17 protein-coding genes are annotated in these 18,515 nt (G+C 73.1%); 8 read left to right on the forward strand and 9 right to left on the reverse strand.

Going from position 1 to position 18,515, the window contains the following annotated elements; genetic code table 11:
* Positions 1 to 50: 50 nt before the first annotated feature.
* The 3 genes from xdhC to ACGFZN_RS04655 are packed head-to-tail and all read right to left on the reverse strand — an operon-like array spanning position 51 to position 4,784.
* A complete protein-coding gene (xdhC, locus tag ACGFZN_RS04645) occupies positions 51 to 860 on the reverse strand; it encodes a xanthine dehydrogenase accessory protein XdhC (RefSeq protein WP_393857006.1) in 810 nt (269 codons plus the stop codon).
* 1 nt (position 861) lies between these two features.
* Positions 862 to 3,318, reverse strand: a complete 2,457-nt coding sequence (gene xdhB / locus ACGFZN_RS04650) for a xanthine dehydrogenase molybdopterin binding subunit (protein WP_393857007.1) — start codon at positions 3,316 to 3,318, stop codon at positions 862 to 864.
* A complete protein-coding gene (locus ACGFZN_RS04655) occupies positions 3,315 to 4,784 on the reverse strand; it encodes a xanthine dehydrogenase small subunit (protein WP_393857008.1) in 1,470 nt (489 codons plus the stop codon). Before ACGFZN_RS04655 ends, xdhB begins: the two co-directional genes overlap by 4 nt.
* Before the next feature lie 500 nt (positions 4,785 to 5,284).
* Here ACGFZN_RS04655 and ACGFZN_RS04660 point away from each other — a divergent pair, with 500 nt between their 5' ends.
* From ACGFZN_RS04660 to ACGFZN_RS04670, 3 genes are all read left to right on the forward strand, one after another.
* Complete coding sequence (locus ACGFZN_RS04660) at positions 5,285 to 5,923, forward strand: DedA family protein (protein ID WP_393857009.1); 639 nt, start codon at positions 5,285 to 5,287, stop codon at positions 5,921 to 5,923.
* Positions 5,924 to 6,583: 660 nt separating this feature from the next.
* The gene (locus ACGFZN_RS04665; RefSeq protein ID WP_393857010.1) at positions 6,584 to 6,943 is read left to right on the forward strand and encodes a DUF779 domain-containing protein; all 360 of its coding nucleotides are present in this window, start codon (positions 6,584 to 6,586) and stop codon (positions 6,941 to 6,943) included.
* 162 nt (positions 6,944 to 7,105) lie between these two features.
* Positions 7,106 to 8,278 carry a phosphodiester glycosidase family protein gene (locus tag ACGFZN_RS04670; RefSeq protein WP_393857188.1) on the forward strand — a complete coding sequence of 391 codons (1,173 nt, stop codon included), beginning with the start codon at positions 7,106 to 7,108 and terminating at the stop codon, positions 8,276 to 8,278.
* 3 nt (positions 8,279 to 8,281) lie between these two features.
* On the opposite strand, the gene ACGFZN_RS04675 is transcribed toward ACGFZN_RS04670, so the two are convergent.
* The 6 genes from ACGFZN_RS04675 to ACGFZN_RS04700 all read right to left on the reverse strand — a co-directional run bounded on the left by ACGFZN_RS04675 (position 8,282) and on the right by ACGFZN_RS04700 (position 13,496).
* Positions 8,282 to 8,476: a hypothetical protein gene (locus ACGFZN_RS04675; RefSeq protein ID WP_393857011.1), complete on the reverse strand. Its 195-nt coding sequence runs from the start codon at positions 8,474 to 8,476 to the stop codon at positions 8,282 to 8,284.
* A 103-nt stretch (positions 8,477 to 8,579) separates the two neighbouring features.
* Positions 8,580 to 9,443: a phosphatidylinositol-specific phospholipase C/glycerophosphodiester phosphodiesterase family protein gene (locus ACGFZN_RS04680; RefSeq protein ID WP_393857012.1), complete on the reverse strand. Its 864-nt coding sequence runs from the start codon at positions 9,441 to 9,443 to the stop codon at positions 8,580 to 8,582.
* Between the two features lie 163 nt (positions 9,444 to 9,606).
* Positions 9,607 to 10,680, reverse strand: a complete 1,074-nt coding sequence (locus tag ACGFZN_RS04685; protein WP_393857013.1) for an acyl-CoA dehydrogenase family protein — start codon at positions 10,678 to 10,680, stop codon at positions 9,607 to 9,609.
* Complete coding sequence (locus ACGFZN_RS04690; RefSeq protein WP_393857014.1) at positions 10,677 to 11,858, reverse strand: acyl-CoA dehydrogenase family protein; 1,182 nt, start codon at positions 11,856 to 11,858, stop codon at positions 10,677 to 10,679. The genes ACGFZN_RS04685 and ACGFZN_RS04690 overlap by 4 nt, the downstream gene beginning before the upstream one ends.
* Positions 11,855 to 12,820, reverse strand: coding sequence for an NADPH:quinone oxidoreductase family protein (locus ACGFZN_RS04695; protein ID WP_393857015.1), 966 nt, complete (start codon positions 12,818 to 12,820; stop codon positions 11,855 to 11,857). The genes ACGFZN_RS04690 and ACGFZN_RS04695 overlap by 4 nt, the downstream gene beginning before the upstream one ends.
* 100 nt (positions 12,821 to 12,920) lie before the next feature.
* Positions 12,921 to 13,496, reverse strand: coding sequence for a helix-turn-helix domain-containing protein (locus ACGFZN_RS04700; protein ID WP_393857016.1), 576 nt, complete (start codon positions 13,494 to 13,496; stop codon positions 12,921 to 12,923).
* A gap of 65 nt (positions 13,497 to 13,561) precedes the next feature.
* Here ACGFZN_RS04700 and ACGFZN_RS04705 point away from each other — a divergent pair, with 65 nt between their 5' ends.
* The 5 genes from ACGFZN_RS04705 to ACGFZN_RS04725 all read left to right on the forward strand — a co-directional run bounded on the left by ACGFZN_RS04705 (position 13,562) and on the right by ACGFZN_RS04725 (position 18,275).
* Positions 13,562 to 14,518, forward strand: coding sequence for an NAD(P)/FAD-dependent oxidoreductase (locus ACGFZN_RS04705; RefSeq protein WP_393857017.1), 957 nt, complete (start codon positions 13,562 to 13,564; stop codon positions 14,516 to 14,518).
* A 29-nt stretch (positions 14,519 to 14,547) separates the two neighbouring features.
* On the forward strand, positions 14,548 to 16,086 hold the full coding sequence (locus ACGFZN_RS04710) for an ATP-dependent DNA ligase (RefSeq protein ID WP_393857018.1): 1,539 nt from the start codon (positions 14,548 to 14,550) through the stop codon (positions 16,084 to 16,086).
* A complete protein-coding gene (locus ACGFZN_RS04715) occupies positions 16,083 to 16,556 on the forward strand; it encodes an NUDIX domain-containing protein (protein ID WP_393857019.1) in 474 nt (157 codons plus the stop codon). The genes ACGFZN_RS04710 and ACGFZN_RS04715 overlap by 4 nt, the downstream gene beginning before the upstream one ends.
* 73 nt (positions 16,557 to 16,629) lie before the next feature.
* Positions 16,630 to 18,015 (forward strand): NADP-dependent succinic semialdehyde dehydrogenase, encoded by a 1,386-nt coding sequence (locus ACGFZN_RS04720; protein ID WP_393857020.1) that lies wholly within the window; start codon positions 16,630 to 16,632, stop codon positions 18,013 to 18,015.
* Between the two features lie 26 nt (positions 18,016 to 18,041).
* Positions 18,042 to 18,275 (forward strand): DUF6213 family protein, encoded by a 234-nt coding sequence (locus ACGFZN_RS04725; protein ID WP_079048970.1) that lies wholly within the window; start codon positions 18,042 to 18,044, stop codon positions 18,273 to 18,275.
* Positions 18,276 to 18,515: the final 240 nt, after the last annotated feature.

Below are 18,515 nucleotides of genomic sequence, written 5' to 3' on the forward strand. Positions count from 1 at the left end.
CGCTCGTGATCGTACGGCGGGCCTGCCCTCGGCCGGCCTGCGACCCGGCGTCAGTTCTTCTCGGCCTCGAAGGCGCGCAGCAGATCGGCCGCGACGCTCACCGCGATGGTCGCCGGTTCCTTGCCGGTGATGTCGGGGAGGCCGATCGGGGTCTTGATCCGGTCGATGGCGGTCTCGTCGTGGCCTCCCTCGGTGGCGAGGCGCTTGCGGAACCGTGCCCACTTGGCGGCGGACCCGATCAGCCCGATGGAGCCGAGGTGGTCCGTGCGCAGGGCGGCGTCGCACAGAGCGGCGTCCTCGGCGTGATCGTGGGTCATGACCAGGACGTGGGTGCCGCGCGGCAGCTCCTCCAGTACCTCCTCCGGCAGCAGCGGCGTGTGATGCACGTGCACCTGGGCCACCGCGTCCGCGAGCACGTCGAGCCGCTCCTCGGTGAGGACGTCGGAGCGGGTGTCGATCAGATGGAGGTCGAGGTCGTGACGTGCCAGGATGCGCGCCAGTTCCAGCCCGACGTGACCGATGCCGAAGATCGCCACGGCGGGTACTACCGGCAGCGGTTCGAGCAGCACCGAGACCGTGCCGCCGCAGCACTGGACACCGTGCTGGTTGGTGACCTTCTCGTTCAGGGCGAAATCCATCAGCTCAGGCTCCGGCTTGGCCGCGGCGATCATCTCCCGGGCCCGGTCGATGGCGACGGCCTCGACGTTGCCGCCGCCGATCGAGCCCCAGGTCCCGGTCCGCCCGACGACGAGTTTCGCTCCGGCGTCGCGCGGGGCATGGCCGCGCACGGTGGCGACGGTCACCAGCACGCCGGACTCCCGGCGTGCCCGCAACCGTGCCACCGCTGCGATCCACGTCATGTCAGGCACCGTTCAGTGCTTCTGCTTCGGTGCGGACCGTGCCGTTCCTGCCGCCCGTCACCTGCACGTTTCCAGGATGGCCGGTCACGGCGAAGCCGTCCACGGCGTGGCCGTCTCGGGAGGCACCGCCCTGGCGAGCCGCCTGGATCGCCCAGTACACCGCCTCCGGTGTCGCAGGCGAGGCCAGCTCGACGCTGACACCGCTCGGAGCGAACGCGGCGGCGGCCTGCCGCAGCGCCTCGCGCACCGAGAACGCCAGCATCAGCGGAGGCTCGCCGACCGCCTTGGAGCCGTAGACGGCGCCCTCCTCGGTGGCGTTCTCCAGCAGGGTGACGTTGAACTCCTCGGGCATCTCCGAGAAGCTCGGCAGCTTGTAGGTGCTGGCCGCCTGGGTCAGCAGCCGGCCGCGGTGCGGGCCGTCACCGGTGTCCCAGCGCAGGTCCTCCAGCGTCAGCCAGCCGGCGCCCTGCACGAAGCCGCCCTCGACCTGGCCGATGTCGATCAGCGGGGAGAGGCTGTCGCCGACGTCGTGCACGATGTCGACGCGGCGGATGCGGTACGCGCCGGTGAAGCCGTCCACCTCGACCTCGGTCGCGGCGGCGCCGTGGGCGAAGTACTTGAACGGCGAGCCCCGGAACGTCTTCGCGTCCCAGTGCAGGCCCTCGGTCCGGTAGAAACCGGCCGCCGACAGCTGGACGCGCTGGAAGTACGCGGTGTGCACCAGGTCGTCCCAGGCCAGTTCCTTGTCGCTGCCGAGGGCGCGCGCGACGCCCTCGACGATGCGCACGTCCGAGGCGTTGGCGCCCAGCTGGGTGGCGGCGACCTGCAGCAGTCGCTCGCGCAGCTGCTCGCAGGCGTTCTTGATCGCGCCGCCGTTGAGGTCCGCGCCGGAGCTGGCGGCGGTGGCGGAGGTGTTGGGCACCTTGTCGGTCCGTGTCGGGGCCAGGCGGACCTTGTGCAGCGGGATGCCCAGCGTGGTCGCGGCCACCTGGAGCATCTTGGTGTGCAGGCCCTGGCCCATCTCGGTGCCGCCGTGGTTGATCAGGACGGAGCCGTCCTTGTAGATCAGCACCAGTGCGCCGCCCTGGTTGAAGGCGGTGAGGTTGAAGGAGATGCCGAACTTGATGCCGGTGACCGCGAGGGCCCGCTTGGTGTGCGGGTGTGCGGCGTTGAACGCGGCGATCTCGCGCTTGCGGTCGGCGACGCCGGCGTTCTCCTGCACCTGCCGCCAGACGGTGGAGATCCGTTCGGGCTGTGTGACCGGCTGGCCGTACGGCGTGGTCTGGCCCTGACCGGGCCGGTAGAAGTTGCGTTCCCGCAGCTCCATGGGGTCCAGGCCGAGCAGCGGCGCGCACCGGCCCAGGATGTCCTCGATGACGAGCATGCCCTGGGGGCCGCCGAAGCCGCGGAAGGCGGTGTTGGAGACCGTGTTGGTCTTGGCGATGCGGCCGGCGACGCGGGCGTTGGGAATCCAGTAGGTGTTGTCGATGTGGCACAGCGCGCGGGCCAGCACCGGCTCGGAGAGGTCCAGGCTCCAGCCGCCGTCCGCGGTCAGGGTGGCGTCCAGGGCCTGGATACGGCCGTCCGCGTCGAAGCCGATCTTCCATCGGGCGTGGAAGCCGTGCCGCTTGCCGGACATGGTCAGGTCTTGTGTCCGGTTCAGCCGGAACCGGACGGGCCGGCCGGTCAGCTTGGCGCCGAGCGCGGCGATGGCCGCGAACCCGTGCGGCTGCATCTCCTTGCCGCCGAAGCCGCCGCCCATGCGCAGACACTGCACGGTCACCTCGTGGGCGGGGACGCCGAGCACGTGCGCGACGATCTCCTGCGTCTCCGAGGGGTGCTGGGTGCTGCTCTGGATGAACACCTGCCCGTTCTCGTCGACCTGGGCCAGTGCCGCGTGCGTCTCGAGGTAGAAGTGCTCCTGGCCGGAGAACTGGAACTCGCCGGTGAACACGTGCGCGGAGTCGGCGAGGCCCGCGTCGGTGTCGCCCTGCTCCATCACGGGCTGGGCGCCGTGGTAGCTGCCCGCGGCCATGGCGTCCTGCAGCGTGACCAGGGAGGGCAGTTCGTCGATCTCCACCTCGACGGCGGCGGCTCCGAGACGGGCCGCCTCGAGGGTCTCGCCGAGCACCCAGGCGACCGCGTGGCCGTAGAACATGACCTCGTCGGGGAACAGCGGCTCGTCGTGCTTCATGCCGGCGTCGTTGACGCCGGGCACGTCGGCGCCGGTCAGCACCCGGACCACGCCGGGCACGGCGAGCGCGGGCTCGGTGCGCAGCGCGGTGATCCTGCCGTGGGCCTTCATCACCTGGACGGGATAGGCGTGCAGGACGTCCTTGGTGCGGTGGACCAGGTCGTCGGTGTAGAGCGCGGTGCCGGTGACGTGCAGGGCGGCGCTCTCGTGGGGCATCGGGACGCCGACGACGGGCTTCTCGGGGCGTTCGGACAGATGGCTCATGACGAGACCGCCTCGTTGGTGTGCGCGTACAGCTTCAGCAGGCTCTGGCCGAGCATCGCGGAGCGGTACTCGGCACTGGCGCGGTGGTCGTTCATCGGCGTGCCCTCGGCCCGCAGCACCCGGGCCGCGGCCTCGACGGTCTCGGCCGCCCAGGGCCTGCCCTCCAGGGCCGCCTCGGTGTCGAGGGCGCGGATCGGGGTGGCGGCCACGCCGCCCAGGCCGATGCGCGCCTTGCGGACGATCCCGTCCTCGATGTCCAGCGCGAAGGCGACGGCCACGCTGGAGATGTCGTCGAAACGCCGCTTGGCGATCTTGTGGAAGGCGACGACCGGGGACAGCGGCTTGGGGATGCGCACCGCGCGGATCAGCTCGCCGGGACGGCGGACACTCTGCCGGTAGCCGGTGAAGTAGTCCGCCAGCGGGACCACCCGCTCGCCGTCGGCGTCGGCGAGCACCACCGACGCCTCCAGCGCGAGCAGTGCGGGCGGGCTGTCACCGATGGGCGAGCCGGTGCCCAGGTTGCCGCCGAAGGTCGCGCCGTTGCGGATGAGCCGGGACGCGAACTGGGGGAACAGCTCCGCCAGCAGCGGGACGCTGCCGTCGAGGCGGCGTTCGATCTCGGTGAGGGTCAGCGCCGCGCCGATCTCGATGTGGTCGGACTCGACGCGCAGTTCCCGCAGTTCGGGCAGCCGGTCGACGGCGATGACGCAGTCCGCCCTGCGGGAGCGGATGTTGACCTCGACGCCCCAGTCGGTGGAGCCGGCGACCACCACCGCGTCGGGCCGCTCGCGCAGCAGCCGCAGCGTCTCCGCCAGGGTGCTCGTGCGCAGGAACGTCCCGCCGCCCTGGGTGTACGCGGTGGCGACCGGCGCGGGCGGGGCCTGCTCGCGGCGCTGCGCCAGCGGGTCGTCCTCGGGGGGCGCGCCTACGGCGAACGCGGCGTCGCGGATCGGGCGGTATCCGGTGCAGCGGCACAGGTTTCCGCTCAGGGAGTGCAGGTCGAAACCGTTCGGCCCGTGCTCGGCGTCGCCGTCGGCTCCGGTGGCCGGGTCCGCGTGCGCGCAGCGGTCGGGCCGGTAGTACTCGGCGGCCATGCTGCACACGAAGCCGGGCGTGCAGTATCCGCACTGGGAGCCGCCGCGGACCGCCATCTCCTCCTGCACCGGGTGCAGGGTGGGAGCCGTGCCGGGCTCGCCCGGGGTGGCGAGGCCCTCGGAGGTGACGATCTCCTGGCCGTCGAGCGCCGCGACCGGCACGAGGCAGGCGTTGACCGCCACCCAGTCGGTGGGCTTGTTCACTCCGGGCCGGGCCACCAGGACCGAACAGGCGCCGCACTCGCCCTCGGCGCAGCCCTCCTTGGTGCCGGTGAGGCCGCGCTCGCGCAGGAAGTCCAGCACTGTGGTGTGGGGCGCAGCCGGGGCGATCGGTGCTTCTTTCCCATTAACCGTGATCCGCGCTTCTACCATGACAGGCCTACATTTCCGGACACGAGGGCCAAATTCATCTTCATTGCCAATTTTCAGGCACTTTCTGTGTTCAGACGCGCCGCGTGAGGACAGCAGGCGCGGGACGGCACGCGTCAGAGACGTGCCGGAAGGTGGTGACGGGAAACCCGGAATGTGCCGCGCTGGGGCACATCAGTAACGGCGCGATCAGCAGCCGTGCGCGATCCGGCCCGGAACCCAGGCGGCGAGCTGGGCGAGGCGACCGAGGTCAGAGCTGGTGTTCATCTGTTGGTCGCCTCCTTTCGGTGGTCAGGGATCGGCTATCGCAAGCTAGTGGCTTGCGTCACCGAGGTCAAGAGGTCGGGCGGCCGGCCCGGCATGGACCGGGGAGGCCGGTACGGCCGTCTTCTCCGGGTACCCGCTCCTGGCACGGTCCCGTCCCTCTCCGCCGGGGCGGTTTCCGGCCGGGCGGGCGATGCTGGTGGCGGGGGCCCTGCGAGGAGGCCAGGAGGCGCGGCGCGGTGATGGCCGTCAACCCGATGAACAGCGCCTCGGTGCTGGCCGCCTTCGGCGCGCTCGGCGTCCTGGTGGTGATCTTCGCGGAGTCCGGTCTGCTGGTCTTCGGTTTCTTCCTGCCCGGGGACACCCTGCTGTTCCCGGCGGGTGTGCTGTGCGCAGGCAGCGCGGACCAGCCGCCCCGGCTGGCGTTGTGGCAGGTGCTGCTGTGCGCCGCGGTCGGGGCGGTGGCCGGCGGGCAGGTCGGGTATCTGATCGGGCGGCACGGCGGGCGGGCGCTGCTGGCCCGCACGTCCAGCCGGCGGGTGAAGGCGGCGGCCGCCCGGGCCGAGGAACTGCTGTCCCGGTACGGCCGCGGGAAGGCGCTGGTCATCGGCCGCTTCGTGCCGTTGCTGCGGACGGTGCTGCACCCCGTGGCCGGCGCCCTGGACGTGCCCGTGCGGACCTTCACGCTCTGGCAGGCCGTCGGCGGGCTGCTGTGGTCGCAGACGCTCGTCCTGGCCGGTTACACCCTCGGCACGTCCGTCCCGCACGTCGAGGACTATCTGCTGCCGCTGGTCGCCGTGGTCGTCGTCCTGTCCCTGCTGCCGTTGCTCCTGGAGGCCCGCCGATCCCGCCGCGAGCGCCGCGAGGCATCCCGCTGAGAGCCGGCGCACCAGCCTCGCCCGCCCATGACCGGGGTCCGCCGGGAGCGTCGTCAGGTTTCACTGAGAGCGGCGAACCCACCCACGCGGTCCTTGCCCGGACCCGCCGCGAACACCGAGAGGCACCCCGCCGAGAGCACCGCGTCGAGCCGCCCAGCCCCCGCCTGCCCTCCCTGGCCCGGGCCTGCGACCGGGCACCGCCTCGAGCGGCATCAGGCGCTTCCCTGAGATCGCCACGCACCGAGCAAGGTCATCGCGTGGGCTACGTACAGGGTGCTCGGCAACCGGGTCGACAACGCGGTGACCGGGTGGATGATCTCCGTCTGCCACCTTCGCACCGGCCGCCCGCCACGCCGCGATCACCCGGTTCCACGTGCCGCTCACCCACCGCTGCCGCGCACCGTGCTCGACGGTCCCCTGGCCGGTGTCCTGGTCCACGGCACCGGCGCGCTCGCCACGCCCGCCATCGACAAGGGGCCCGGAGCTTCCTCGACACCGTCGGCGATGTGCCGGAGCTGACCGTGGTGCTGCTCGGCCGGAGCACGGCCGTCTCTGCCTCTCGGGGTGGTGCAACCAGGCGTTCTGGACGGGACTGTGACGAACCGTGAGACTGGATCGCATCCGATGGCCCCGCGCCCCGGCTCTCCAGGACGGTGACCCATGGACGAGGAAGTCCCCCGCGTCGAACTCACTCCTCAGGCCGCGGATCTGGTGCGGCGGCTGCACGCCGAGCACGGTCCGCTGATGTTCCACCAGTCCGGCGGCTGCTGCGACGGCAGCGCGCCCATGTGCTACCCGGACGGCGAGTTCCGCACCGGCGGTTCCGACGTGCTGCTGGCGGAGCTGACGGTGGACGGCGTGGCCGAGCCCGTCACGTTCTGGATGTCCCGGAGCCAGTACGAGGCGTGGCGCCACACCCGGCTGATCGTGGACGTCGTGCCCGGGCGGGGCAGCGGATTCTCACTGGAGGCACCCGAGGGGGTGCGTTTTCTCACCCGTTCTCGCGTAGTCGACGCCTAGTAGGCCCGGCGGTCGCCGCACTCTGGTCCACTGCCCCGTACAACCCGTACGACGGCCCCCACCGCGGGGACAGTTGACGAGACATCAGGGAGCACGGTGACCAGACCTCGCAGGCGTTGGGCAGCGGGCAGAGCGGTTCTCACGGCGGTCACGGCGTTCGGTGTGCTGGCCGGTGCGGCCCTCGTGGGGGCGGCACCGGCCGGCGCCGTACCGGACGGCAGGCGGATCGCGCCGGGCGTCACCTACCGGCAGTTCGACGTCGCCGCGGGCGCGGGCACGGCACACGCCCATCTCCTCACGGTCGACCTGAGTGATCCGCGCGTGCGCGTGGACCTGCTGTACCCGGGCGCGGTGGCGGCCCGGGCCACCGTCTCCCGGATGGCGGACGCGGCCGGGGCGGTGGCGGGCGTCAACGGCGACTTCTTCGACATCAGCGAGGCCCAGCACCCGGGCGTGGAGGCCACCGGCGCGAGCGTAGGACCGGCCGTCGCGGACGGGCGGGTGCTCAAGGCGGCGGTGCCGGACGGCCAGCGGTTCGGGCCCGCGCTGCCGCCGGGCACCGGTACCCGGGACGTGCTCGGCGTGGGCGCCGACCGGCGCGCCCGGCTGGACCGCCTCGCCCTCACCGGCAGCGTGATCACACCGGAGGGCTCGTTCCCGCTGCGGGGCCTGAACCAGTACGCGCTCGCGGAGGACTCCGTCGGCGCCTTCACCTCGCGGTGGGGCGGCGTCTCCCGGGCGCGGGCCGTCTGCGGCACCGACACCCGGCGTTCGGCGCCGTGCAGTTCCGACGTCTACGAGGTGACCGTGCGCGGCGGGCGGGTGGTCTCCACCGCCGGCGCACCGGGCAGCGGCCCGATCCCGGCGGGCACCACGGTCCTGGTGGGCCGGGAGAAGGGGGCGCAGCGGCTGCGCAAGCTCTCGGTCGGTGACCGGGTGAGGGTGACCCCCGCCCTGGTGGCGGCCTCGTCCGGGGTGCCGTACAGGTTCGCGATCCGCGGTTTCCCGGTACTCAGGGACGGCCGGGCGCTGCCCGGCCTGGACGGCGCCGTCTCGACGGTGCGCACGGTCGTGGGCGTGGCCGGCGGCGGCCGGCGGCTGCTGATCCTGGCGCTGGACGGGGCCGCCGCCTACCGGACCGGGATGACGGTCGCGGAGGAGGCGGACACCATGCGCTCGCTCGGCGCGTCGGACGCCTTCAACCTCGACGGGGGCGGCTCGTCGGAACTGGTCGCCCGCGACGAGGGCGCGAGCGGTGTCACGGTCCGCAACCATCCGAGCGGTGGCGCCGAGCGTCCGGTCGCGAACGGCATCGGGGTGTTCTCGGCCGGCTGAGCCTCACGGACGCAGGCTGCTCACCAGGTCCGCGGTGGTCAGCAGCCCGCTGTGGATGGTGGGCGCCATGCTGGTGCCGGCCAGGAAGAAGCCGAGCAGCACGCACACCACGGCGTGGGACAGCTTCAGCGCGCCGTTGCGGATGAAGATCACCGCCATGATCAGGAGCAACAGCACCGCAGAGATGGGAATGACCACCGGGAACCTCCTCCGCCACGCCCCTTGAGTGGCGTTTCGGCCGCAAGTGTGGCGCAGCGGGGGGTTCGTCCGGGCGGCTGACGTGTCCCCCGAACGTGTGGTGTCACACGGTGGGGTGGGCGTCGAGGAAGGCTTCCAGGCCGGCCAGGTCGTCGGTGTTCAGATAATCGACGCCGGCGGCGAGCAGTTCCGTCCACAGGGCGTCGCGGGCCGGGCCCGCGGCGTCCGGGGTGGCCCAGAACCGCACCCGCTGCCCGCGCGCGTGGGCGGCGGCGGTGATGCCGCGCAGCTTCTGCCGTTCGGCGTCGGGGAAGGCGCCCTCTCCCGTCCAGGTGAAGTTCTGCGTCCAGTTGTCGCTGATCAGCGGGATGAAGGCGGCGGGGGCGGCGCTGCCCAGGTCGGTGAGCCGGCCGTCGTAGAAGGCGCGCCGCTCGTGCTGCGGCTCCATCGGGATGCGGGCGGCGCGGTCGCCGGAGACGACGGCGGTGACCGGTCCGGGGTGCACCCGGCCGTGCGCGTACCGGGTGAACAGGTGCGGGTAGCGGCGCAGATGGCGGTCGAGTTCGAGGTAGGTCGACGAGCCCTCGGTCTTGATGTCGATCAGGAGCTGCAGCGGCCGGCGCCATCCCCGGTAGACGGTGCCGTGCTCGGCGCGGACGCGGGCGGCGAGCGGGTCGAGGTAGAGGGATTCCAGGGTGCGGGACGGGTCCAGTCCGGAGCTGTCGTGGCCGATGAGGAGCTGGTCGCCGACGAGGAAGATGTCGGCCTCGACGCTGCCGAAACGGTGGTCGAGCGCGTCGGACAGCGGCCGTGGGTGCTCGTAGTCGTTGTGGGCGTGGGCGTTCCACAGCGGGCGCGGGCCGCGCGGCGCGCCGCTCGCCCAGGCCTGTGAGGCGGGCGCGGCGACTGCGCCGGCGAGGGCGGCGCCGAGGGTGGTGAGGGCTCTGCGACGGGTGGTGAGGGCCATGCGCTGCCTCCCTTGGGGTACCGGACGGGACCGAAGGGAGTATGCGGTGCCTCACCGCTCAACGGGCAGCGTCTCGCGGGGAGTTGGCGCGTTGTTCACTTCCCGGCGAAGGGCGCGGAAAAGCCCGCCCCCGGGTCCGGGGGCGGGCTTGACGCGTCCGGCGTCAGGGCGCCTGGAGGTCGACCAGTGCGGCCAGCGCCTCCCGGTGCGCGCCCGCCGTGCCGTGGGCGATCGAGTCGGCCTTGGCGCGCTTCAGATACAGGTGGATCGGATGTTCCCAGGTCATTCCGATCCCGCCGTGCAGTTGCAGCGCCTCCTCGGCGGCGTGCACGGCGACGGGAGCGGCGTAGGCCTGGGCGACGGCGACCGAGACGTCCGTGTCCTCACCGGTGGCCAGCGCGTCCGCCGCGGCGCGGGCGGCGGCGCGGAGGTTGACGACCTCCAGCCACAGCTGGGCGAGCCGGTGCTTGAGCGCCTGGAAGCCGCCGACCGGCCGGTTGAACTGCTTGCGCTCCTTCAGATAGCGCACGGTCTCGGTCAACGCCCATTCGGCAACGCCGAGTTGCTCGGAGGCGAGCAGTCCGGCGGCGGCCCGCAGGGCGCGTCGTACGGCGGGTTCGGCGTCGCCGACACGGCGGCCGGGCGCGCCCTCCAGGCGCAGGGTCGCCAGCGGCCGGGTCAGGTCGAGGGAGGTCTGCGGGACGACCGTCACGGCGCTCGCGGCCACGGCGTACAGGCCGCCGTCGTCGGCCGGGATGAGCAGCACGTCGGCCACGGCCGCGTCGGCGATGCCGGTCAGCTCCCCGTGCAGCGCGCCGTCCTCCAGCCGTACGGCCTTGACGGCGGCGCCCGGGGCCGTGTGCAGGCCGACGGCGAGGGCGCCGATGGTGCGTCCGGCGGCCAGCCGGCCGAGCAGCTCCTCGTCCCCGCAGGCCAGCAGGGCCTCGGTGGCCACGACGGCGCTGGTGAGGTACGGCACGGGCGCCACGGCCCGGCCCAGCTCCTCCAGGACGACGGCGACTTCGCGGGCGGAGGCGCCCTGGCCGCCCTGCGCCTCGGGCACCAGGAGTCCGGCCAGCCCCATGCCCTCGGTGAGGGACTTCCACAGGGCGAGGTCGTGCGGGGTGTCGGACTCGACGCGGGCGAGGACGTCCGCCGGGGTGCAGTGGTCGCCGAGCAGGTCGCGCACGGCGGCCCGCAGCGCCTCTTCCTCCTCCGAGTACAGCAGGTCGGTCATCGGGCGAGGTCCTTCCAGGCGACGTCCTTGTCGGTGCGCGGTTCGGCGGGCAGGCCGAGTACGCGCTCGGCGACGATGTTCAGCAGGACCTCGCTGGTCCCGCCCTCGATGCTGTTGCCCTTGGAGCGCAGGTAGCGGTAGCCGGCGTCACGGCCGGTGAAGTCGACCAGCTCGGGGCGGCGCATGGTCCAGTCGTCGTACAGCAGGCCCTCCGCGCCGCGGAGTTCGACCTCCAGGCCGCTGATCTCCTGGTTGAGGCGGGCGAAGGCGAGCTTCATGCCGGCGCCCTCGGGGCCTGGCTGGCCGACGGCGAGCTGCTGGCGCAGGCGTTCGCCGGTGAGCCGGGCGACCTCGGCCTCCACCCACAGCTTCAGCAGCCGCTGGTGCAGGTCGTGGGTGCGCAGCTCCGGGCGCTCGCGCCAGGTCGCGGCGACCGGGCCGATCATGCCGCCCTCGCGGGGAAGCCGCATGCCGCCGATGGCGACGCGCTCGTTGTTCAGCGTGGTCTGCGCGACCCGCCAGCCGTCTCCGGTCTCGCCGAGGCGGCGGTCGTCGGGGATGCGGACGTCGGTGAGGAAGACCTCGTTGAACTCGGCCTCGCCGGTGATCTGGCGCAGCGGCCGGACCTCGACGCCCGGGTCGGTCATGTCGCAGATGAAGTAGGTGATGCCCGCGTGCTTGGGCACGTTCGGATCGGTGCGGGCGATGAGGATGGCCCAGCGGGCGTTGTGCGCGCCGGACGTCCACACCTTCTGCCCGTTGACGATCCAGCCGTCGCCCTCCCGCACCGCGCGGGTGCCGAGCGCGGCCAGGTCGGAGCCGGCGCCGGGCTCGCTGAACAGCTGGCACCAGACCTCCTCCCCCGTCCACAGGGGGCGCAGATAGCGCTGCTTCTGCTCCTCGGTGCCGTACTTGAGGATGGTCGGCGCGGCCATGCCGAGCCCGATGCCGTTGCGGCGCGAGTCGTTGTCGGGGGCGCCGGCGGCTTCCAGTTCGGCGTCCACGACGGCCTGCAGCGAGCGCGGGGCGCCCAGTCCGCCGAGGCCCTCGGGGTAGTGCACCCAGGCGAGGCCGGCGTCGAAGCGGGCGCGCAGGAAGTCCAGCCGGGCGGTGCCGGCGGGCGGGTGGGCGGCCAGCAACTCCCGTGTGCGGCGTCGCAGTTCCTCGGCGTCGGTCATGCTGCTCCCTCCATCACCACGGCGATCCGGCCGGTGGAGCGGCCGTCCGCCACCTTCTGCACGGCCGCGGGGGCCTGCGCGAGCGGCACCCGCTCGCTCACCAGCGGTTTGATCGCGCCCCGGGCGGCCAGTTCGGTCAGCTCCTCGTGGCAGCGCAGGACCAGCTTGGGGTTCTTGGTGTTGTACAGGCCCCAGTGCAGGCCCAGGATCGAGTAGTTCTTCACCAGCGCGTGGTTGAGGGCCGGGCTGGGGATGGCGCCGCTCGCGAAGCCGACGACGACGATCCGGCCCTCGAAGGCGACGAGCTTGGCGGACTGGGCGTAGGCGTCGCCGCCCACCGGGTCGTAGATCACGTCCGCGCCCCGGCCGCCGGTGGCCTCCTTGACGGCCGCGATCACGTCCTCGGAGCGGCGGTCGACCACCACGTCACAGCCCAGCTCACGGGCCACGGCGGCCTTCTCGGCGCCGCCGACGACACCGATCACGGTGGCGCCGGCCGCCTTGCCGAGCTGGACGGCGGCGCTGCCGACGCCTCCGGCGGCGGCGTGCACGAGCAGGGTCTCCCCGGCCTGGAGAGCGGCCCGGCGGTGCAGGCCGAACCAGCCGGTCTGGTAGCCGATGTGCAGCGCGGCGGCCTCGGCGTCGTCCAGCGACTCGGGCGCGGGCAGCAGGGCGCGGGCGTCGGCGAGGGCGTACTCGGCGAAGCCGCCGTACGGCAGCGCGGGGTTGGCGATCACCCGGCGGCCGTCCTCGGTCTCGCCGCAGATCTCCACGCCGGGTGTGAACGGCAGCGGCGGACGCACCTGGTACTGGCCGCGGCACAGCAGCGCGTCCGGGAAGTTGACGTTGGCGGCCCGCACGCGCAGGCGCACCTGGCCGTCCGCGGGCGTGGGCGGCTCCACGTCCGCCAGGCGCATCACCTCGCTCGGCTCGCCGTTCTCGTGCACTTGCCATGCCTGCATGCGGGGCCTCCACGGGACTGCTTCGTCTGACCGGGTCCGCTCGCATACTAAGCGGTCGCTTGCCCATCAGGGAACAGCCGGCCCGGTCACGTGCACGGCATCACGTCCGGGACGCCGGCCGGGCCCGTACGTGCATCCGCTCGCCCTGCGGCCCGAACAGGCTGAGGAACTCCACCGGCCCCTCCCCCGTCGACCCGAACCAGTGCGGCACCCGCGTGTCGAACTCGGCCGCCTCGCCCGCCGTGAGCACCACGTCGTGCTCGCCGAGGACCAGCCGCAGCCGGCCGGAGAGCACGTACAGCCACTCGTAGCCCTCGTGCGTGCGCGGCTCCGGTTCCAGTCTGCGCTGCGGCTCCAGCACCTTGAAGGCCTGCAGGCCGCCGGGCTGGCGGGTCAGCGGCCAGTGGGTGCGCCCGCCGTGCACGATCGGCTTGGAGCGCACCCGCGGGTCCCCCACCGGCGGCGCGCCGACCAGTTCGTCCAACGGCACCTGGTGGGCCTGCGCGATCGGCAGCAGCAGTTCGAGGCTGGGCCTGCGCAAGCCGGACTCCAGCCGGGACAGGGTGCTCACGGAGATGCCGGTGGCCTCGGACAGCGCGGCCAGCGTCACCTCCCGTTCCTTGCGGATGCGCCGCAGCCGCGGGCCCACCTCCGCCAGTACGTCGTCTGTGCTCATGCCTTCCATTGCAGAATCGGCAAATCTGTTTGTCAATGCGGCAGCCCCGGAGCGACCGTCGTGCCATGAGCGAGAACACCGAGAACACCGAGAGCAACGGGTACGACGTGGTCGTCGTCGGCGGTGGGGCCGCCGGGCTGTCCGCCGCGCTGGTCCTCGGCCGGTCCCGGCGCCGCACCCTCGTCGTCGACGCGGGCGAGCCGCGCAACGCGCCGTCCGCGCACATGCAGGGCTATCTCTCCCGCGACGGCATGTCGCCGGCCGAGTTCCTGGCCGTCGGCCGCGAGGAGATCGCCCGGTACGGCGTGGAGCTGGTCCGGGACCGGGTCGTGGACGCCGGCCGGGACACCGGCGGCTTCACGGCCCACCTGGCCGGCGGACGGTCGGTGCGGGCCCGGCAGCTGGTGATCGCCACGGGTCTGAAGGACGAGCTGCCCCGGGTCCCGGGGCTGGCCGAGCGGTTCGGCCGGGACGTGATCCACTGCCCGTACTGCCACGGCTGGGAGGCCCGCGATCTGCCGACCGGAGTGCTCGCGACCTCGCCGCTCAGCGTCCACCAGGCGCTCATGGTCACCCAGTGGTCGAAGGACGTGCGGCTCTTCCTGCACGAGGTCGGCGAGTCGGAGCTGACCGACGACGACCTGCGCCGGCTGGCCGCGGCCGGGGTCACGGTCGTCCCCGGCGAGGTCGCGGAACTCGTCGTCACCGGCGACCGGCTCACCGGGGTCCGGCTCGCGGACGGCACGGTCCACGACCGCGAGGTGCTCTACGCCGCCCCGCGCGCGCTGCCGGCCAACGACCTGCTCGTGCGGCTGGGCGCCGAGCTGCGCGAGACCCCGTTCGGCGCGTACCCGGTGATCGACGAGCGCGGCCTGACGACCGTGCCGGGCCTCTGGGCGGCGGGCAACGCGAGCGGCTTCGCCGAGCAGGTGATCAACGCGGCGAGCCGGGGCTACCGGGCGGGGGCGGCGATCAACGGGGAACTGCTGATGGCCGACCTGGACGCGCAGGTCCGGGTGTAGAGCGTGCTCCCCCGGTGCACTCTGGGGGCATGCTGCTGACCCGGCTGGCCCAGGTGTCACGGGACGTCGCCGCGACGGCGGCCCGGTCCCGCAAGACCGCGCTGCTCGCGGAGCTGTTCCGGGAGGCGGAGGCGGACGACGTGCCGATCGTGATCCCGTACCTGGCCGGGCGGCTGCCGCAGGGCCGGCTCGGCGTCGGCTGGAAGGTGCTGAGCCGTCCGGTGCCGGCGGCCGCCGAGCCCGCCCTCACGGTCCGCGAGGTCGACGCACTGCTCAGCGACCTGGGCAAGGTGTCCGGGCCGGGTTCGCAGGCCGAGCGGGTCCGGCTCGTCGGCGAGCTGATGGGCGCCGCCACCGAGGAGGAGCAGCGCTTTCTGCGGGGGCTGCTCACCGGCGAGGTACGGCAGGGCGCCCTGGACGCGGTCGCGGTGGAGGGCCTCGCCCAGGCGACCGGGGCCGACCCTGCGGCCGTGCGCCGGGCGGTGATGCTCGCCGGGTCGCTGCAGACGGTCGCCCAGGCCCTGCTGGCCGAGGGGCCCGCGGCGCTGGAGCGGTTCCGGCTCACCGTCGGCCGGCCCGTGCTGCCGATGTTGGCGCACAGCGCCTCCTCGGTCGCCGAGGCGGTGGAGAAGCTGGGCGCCTGCGCGGTGGAGGAGAAGCTCGACGGGATCCGGGTGCAGGTCCACCGGGACGGCGACACGGTCCGGGTGCACACCCGCACCCTGGACGACATCACCGGCCGGCTGCCCGAAGTGACCGCCGCCGCACGGGAGTTGCGGGGCGAGCGGTTCATCCTCGACGGCGAGGTGATCTCCTTCGACGCGGCCGGGCGGCCGAGGTCCTTCCAGGAGACGGCGGGCCGGGTCGGCTCGCGGACGGACGTGGCGAGGGCCGCCGAGGAGACTCCGGTCTCCCCCGTGTTCTTCGACGTCCTGTCGGTCGACGGCACCGATCTGCTGGACCTGCCGTTCGCCGAGCGGCACGCCGAGCTGGCCCGGCTGGTGCCCGCGCCGATGCGGGTGCGGCGCACGGTCGCCTCCGGTCCGGCGGACATCCCGGAGGCGGAACGGTTCCTCGCCGAGACCCTGGCCCGCGGCCACGAGGGCGTGGTGGTCAAGGCGCTCGACGCGCCCTACAGCGCGGGCCGGCGCGGCGCCGCCTGGCTGAAGGTCAAGCCGGTGCACACGCTCGACCTGGTGGTGCTGGCCGCCGAGCGGGGCCACGGCCGCCGCACGGGCAAGCTGTCCAACCTCCACCTGGGCGCCCGCACCGCGGACGGCGGCTTCGCCATGCTCGGCAAGACCTTCAAGGGCATGACCGACGCGATGCTCGCCTGGCAGACCGAGCGGCTGCGGGAGCTGGCCGTCGAGGACGACGGCTGGGTGGTCCGGGTGCGCCCGGAACTCGTCGTGGAGATCGCCTACGACGGCCTGCAGCGCTCCTCGCGCTACCCGGCCGGTGTCACCCTGCGCTTCGCCCGGGTGGTCCGATACCGCGAGGACAAGCGGCCCGAGGAGGCCGATACCGTGGAAGCCCTGCTGGCGGCCCACCCGGAGGTCACACCGTGACGGTGCGTGCGACCAGGCGCAGCGCCGGACTGCTGCTGTTCCGGCACACCGGGGACGGACTTCAGGTCCTGCTCGGCCACATGGGTGGTCCCCTCTGGGCCAAGAAGGACGCCGGGGCGTGGACGGTCCCCAAGGGCGAGTACGACCCCGGCGAGAGCGCCTGGGAGGCCGCCCGGCGCGAGTTCCGGGAGGAGCTGGGGCTGGCGCCGCCCGACGGGGAGGCCGTGCCGCTGGGCGAGGTCGCGCAGAAGAACGGCAAGATCGTCACGGCCTGGGCCGTCGACGCGGACCCGGACCTGAGCGGCTTTCGCCCCGGCACCTTCACCCTGGAGTGGCCGCCGCGCTCCGGCCGGATGCGCGAGTTCCCGGAGCTGGACCGCGTTCAGTGGCTCGGGCTGGACCGGGCCCGTGAGCTGATCATCACGGCGCAGGCCGCGTTTCTCGACCGGCTGGCGGAGCACTCGGCCTGAAGGGATGCCACGCGTTGCGGACGGCCGTACCGCGCGCGAAGGTGAAGCAAGCCCGCTCCCAGGGAGGTCAGCCATGCCCATCGCGACGGTGAACCCGGCGAACGGCGAGACGCTCAAGACGTACGAGCCCATGGGCGAGGAGGAGCTGGAACGCCGGCTCCAGCTCGCCGAGGCCACGTTCCGCACCTACCGGACGACCACGTTCGCGGAGCGCGCCCGGCTGATGAACAGGGCCGCCGATCTGCTGGACGAGGACCAGCAGGAGATCGCGCGTGTCATGACCACGGAGATGGGCAAGCCGATCAAGCAGGCGCGGGCGGAGGCCGCGAAGTGCGCCAAGGCGATGCGCTGGTACGCCGAGCGCGCCGAGGGGCTGCTCGCCGACGAGGAGCCCGCCGAGGCCGACGTACGCGACTCCGGTGCGTCCCGGGTGAGGGTGCGGTACCGGCCGCTCGGTCCCGTGCTCGCCGTGATGCCCTGGAACTTCCCGCTGTGGCAGGTGGTCCGGTTCGCCGCGCCGGCGCTGATGGCGGGCAACGTGGGCCTGCTCAAGCACGCCTCCAACGTGCCGCAGACGGCCCTGTACCTGGAGGACCTGTTCCACCGGGCGGGCTTCACGGAGGGCTGCTTCCAGACGCTGCTGATCGGCTCGGGCGCGGTGGACGACATCCTGCGCGACGAGCGGGTCAAGGCGGCGACGCTCACCGGCAGCGAGCCGGCGGGCCGGGCGGTGGCCTCCACCAGCGGGGAGATGATCAAGAAGACGGTGCTGGAGCTGGGCGGCAGCGACCCGTACGTGGTCATGCCCTCCGCGGACCTGGACCGGGCGGCCGAGGTCGCGGTCACCGCGCGCGTGCAGAACAACGGGCAGTCGTGCATCGCCGCCAAGCGGTTCATCGTGCACGCCGACGTCTACGACGCCTTCGCCGAGAAGTTCGCCGCCGGGATGACGGCGCTCAGGGTCGGCGACCCGCTGGAGGAGGACACCGACGTCGGCCCGCTGTCCAGCGAGCGGGGGCGTGACGATCTGGAGGAGCTGGTCGACGACGCGCGGCGCGGCGGGGCCGAGGTGCTGTGCGGGGGCCGGCGGCCGGACGGGCCCGGCTGGTACTACCCGCCGACCGTGCTCGCCGGCATCACCCGGGAGATGCGCATCCACCGGGAGGAGGCGTTCGGGCCGGTCGCCACGCTGTACCGGGCCGGCGACCTGGAGGAGGCGCTGCTCATCGCCAACGACTCGCCGTTCGGGCTGAGTTCCAACGTGTGGACGCGCGACGACGGCGAGGTGGAGCGCTTCACCCGGGATCTGGAGGCCGGTTCCGTGTACGTCAACGGGATGACCGCCTCCCATCCGGCGTTCCCGTTCGGCGGGGTCAAGCGGTCCGGGTACGGGCGTGAGCTGTCCGGGCACGGAATCCGCGAGTTCTGCAACATCACCACGGTTTGGCAGGGTGCGTGAGCGCTGCGCGGCTACCATCCCCTTTTGTGAACCGCGAAGTGACCCTGCCTCTGATCGTCGACGACCGCGGGACCCTGCAGGTGGCGGCGGCGGACGTGAGTAAGCTGCTGCGGACCGTGGGCGGTCGGTGGCTGCGGCTCGTCGAGGCCGGGGAGCAGGGTCTGGACGAGGACACGGTCGCCGCGTTGACCATCGAGCTGGCCAAGCTGGCCGACCGTATCGACGTGGCCTGCATCGCGCACAGCAGCGGGGCGCCCTAGCCCGACGACGTCCGGAACACACGCCCGCAACACCGCCTCGTCCGCCTGCGGCAGCCTCCCGTAGGCCTGTGCGCCGTCCATGTCCAGCGGGCCCGCTCCAGGGCCGCGCAGGCGGCGTCCCCGAAGCCGTAGGGCGTGCGCGGAGCCGGTCGCAACGCGGGCGCAATTTCCGCCCGGCACCGGGGAGTTCACGCTGAGGCGGGATGGGCCCGGCAGGCCGCCCGGGGGACGTACGTCCGG

This window comes from Streptomyces sp. NPDC048192, assembly GCF_043202415.1.
GTDB lineage: Bacteria > Actinomycetota > Actinomycetes > Streptomycetales > Streptomycetaceae > Streptomyces.

Excerpts from the sequence above, each read along its gene's own strand:
- ACGFZN_RS04690 (WP_393857014.1), bottom strand. The coding sequence starts at position 11,858 with ATGACCGACGCCGAGGAACTGCGACGCCGCACACGGGAGTTGCTGGCC.
- ACGFZN_RS04680 (WP_393857012.1), bottom strand. The coding sequence starts at position 9,443 with ATGGCCCTCACCACCCGTCGCAGAGCCCTCACCACCCTCGGCGCCGCC.
- ACGFZN_RS04695 (WP_393857015.1), bottom strand. The coding sequence starts at position 12,820 with ATGCAGGCATGGCAAGTGCACGAGAACGGCGAGCCGAGCGAGGTGATG.
- ACGFZN_RS04655 (WP_393857008.1), bottom strand. The coding sequence starts at position 4,784 with ATGGTAGAAGCGCGGATCACGGTTAATGGGAAAGAAGCACCGATCGCC.
- ACGFZN_RS04710 (WP_393857018.1), top strand. The coding sequence starts at position 14,548 with ATGCTGCTGACCCGGCTGGCCCAGGTGTCACGGGACGTCGCCGCGACG.
- ACGFZN_RS04700 (WP_393857016.1), bottom strand. The coding sequence starts at position 13,496 with ATGAGCACAGACGACGTACTGGCGGAGGTGGGCCCGCGGCTGCGGCGC.
- ACGFZN_RS04720 (WP_393857020.1), top strand. The coding sequence starts at position 16,630 with ATGCCCATCGCGACGGTGAACCCGGCGAACGGCGAGACGCTCAAGACG.
- xdhB (WP_393857007.1), bottom strand. The coding sequence starts at position 3,318 with ATGAGCCATCTGTCCGAACGCCCCGAGAAGCCCGTCGTCGGCGTCCCG.
- ACGFZN_RS04705 (WP_393857017.1), top strand. The coding sequence starts at position 13,562 with ATGAGCGAGAACACCGAGAACACCGAGAGCAACGGGTACGACGTGGTC.
- ACGFZN_RS04665 (WP_393857010.1), top strand. The coding sequence starts at position 6,584 with ATGGACGAGGAAGTCCCCCGCGTCGAACTCACTCCTCAGGCCGCGGAT.
- xdhC (WP_393857006.1), bottom strand. The coding sequence starts at position 860 with ATGACGTGGATCGCAGCGGTGGCACGGTTGCGGGCACGCCGGGAGTCC.
- ACGFZN_RS04685 (WP_393857013.1), bottom strand. The coding sequence starts at position 10,680 with ATGACCGACCTGCTGTACTCGGAGGAGGAAGAGGCGCTGCGGGCCGCC.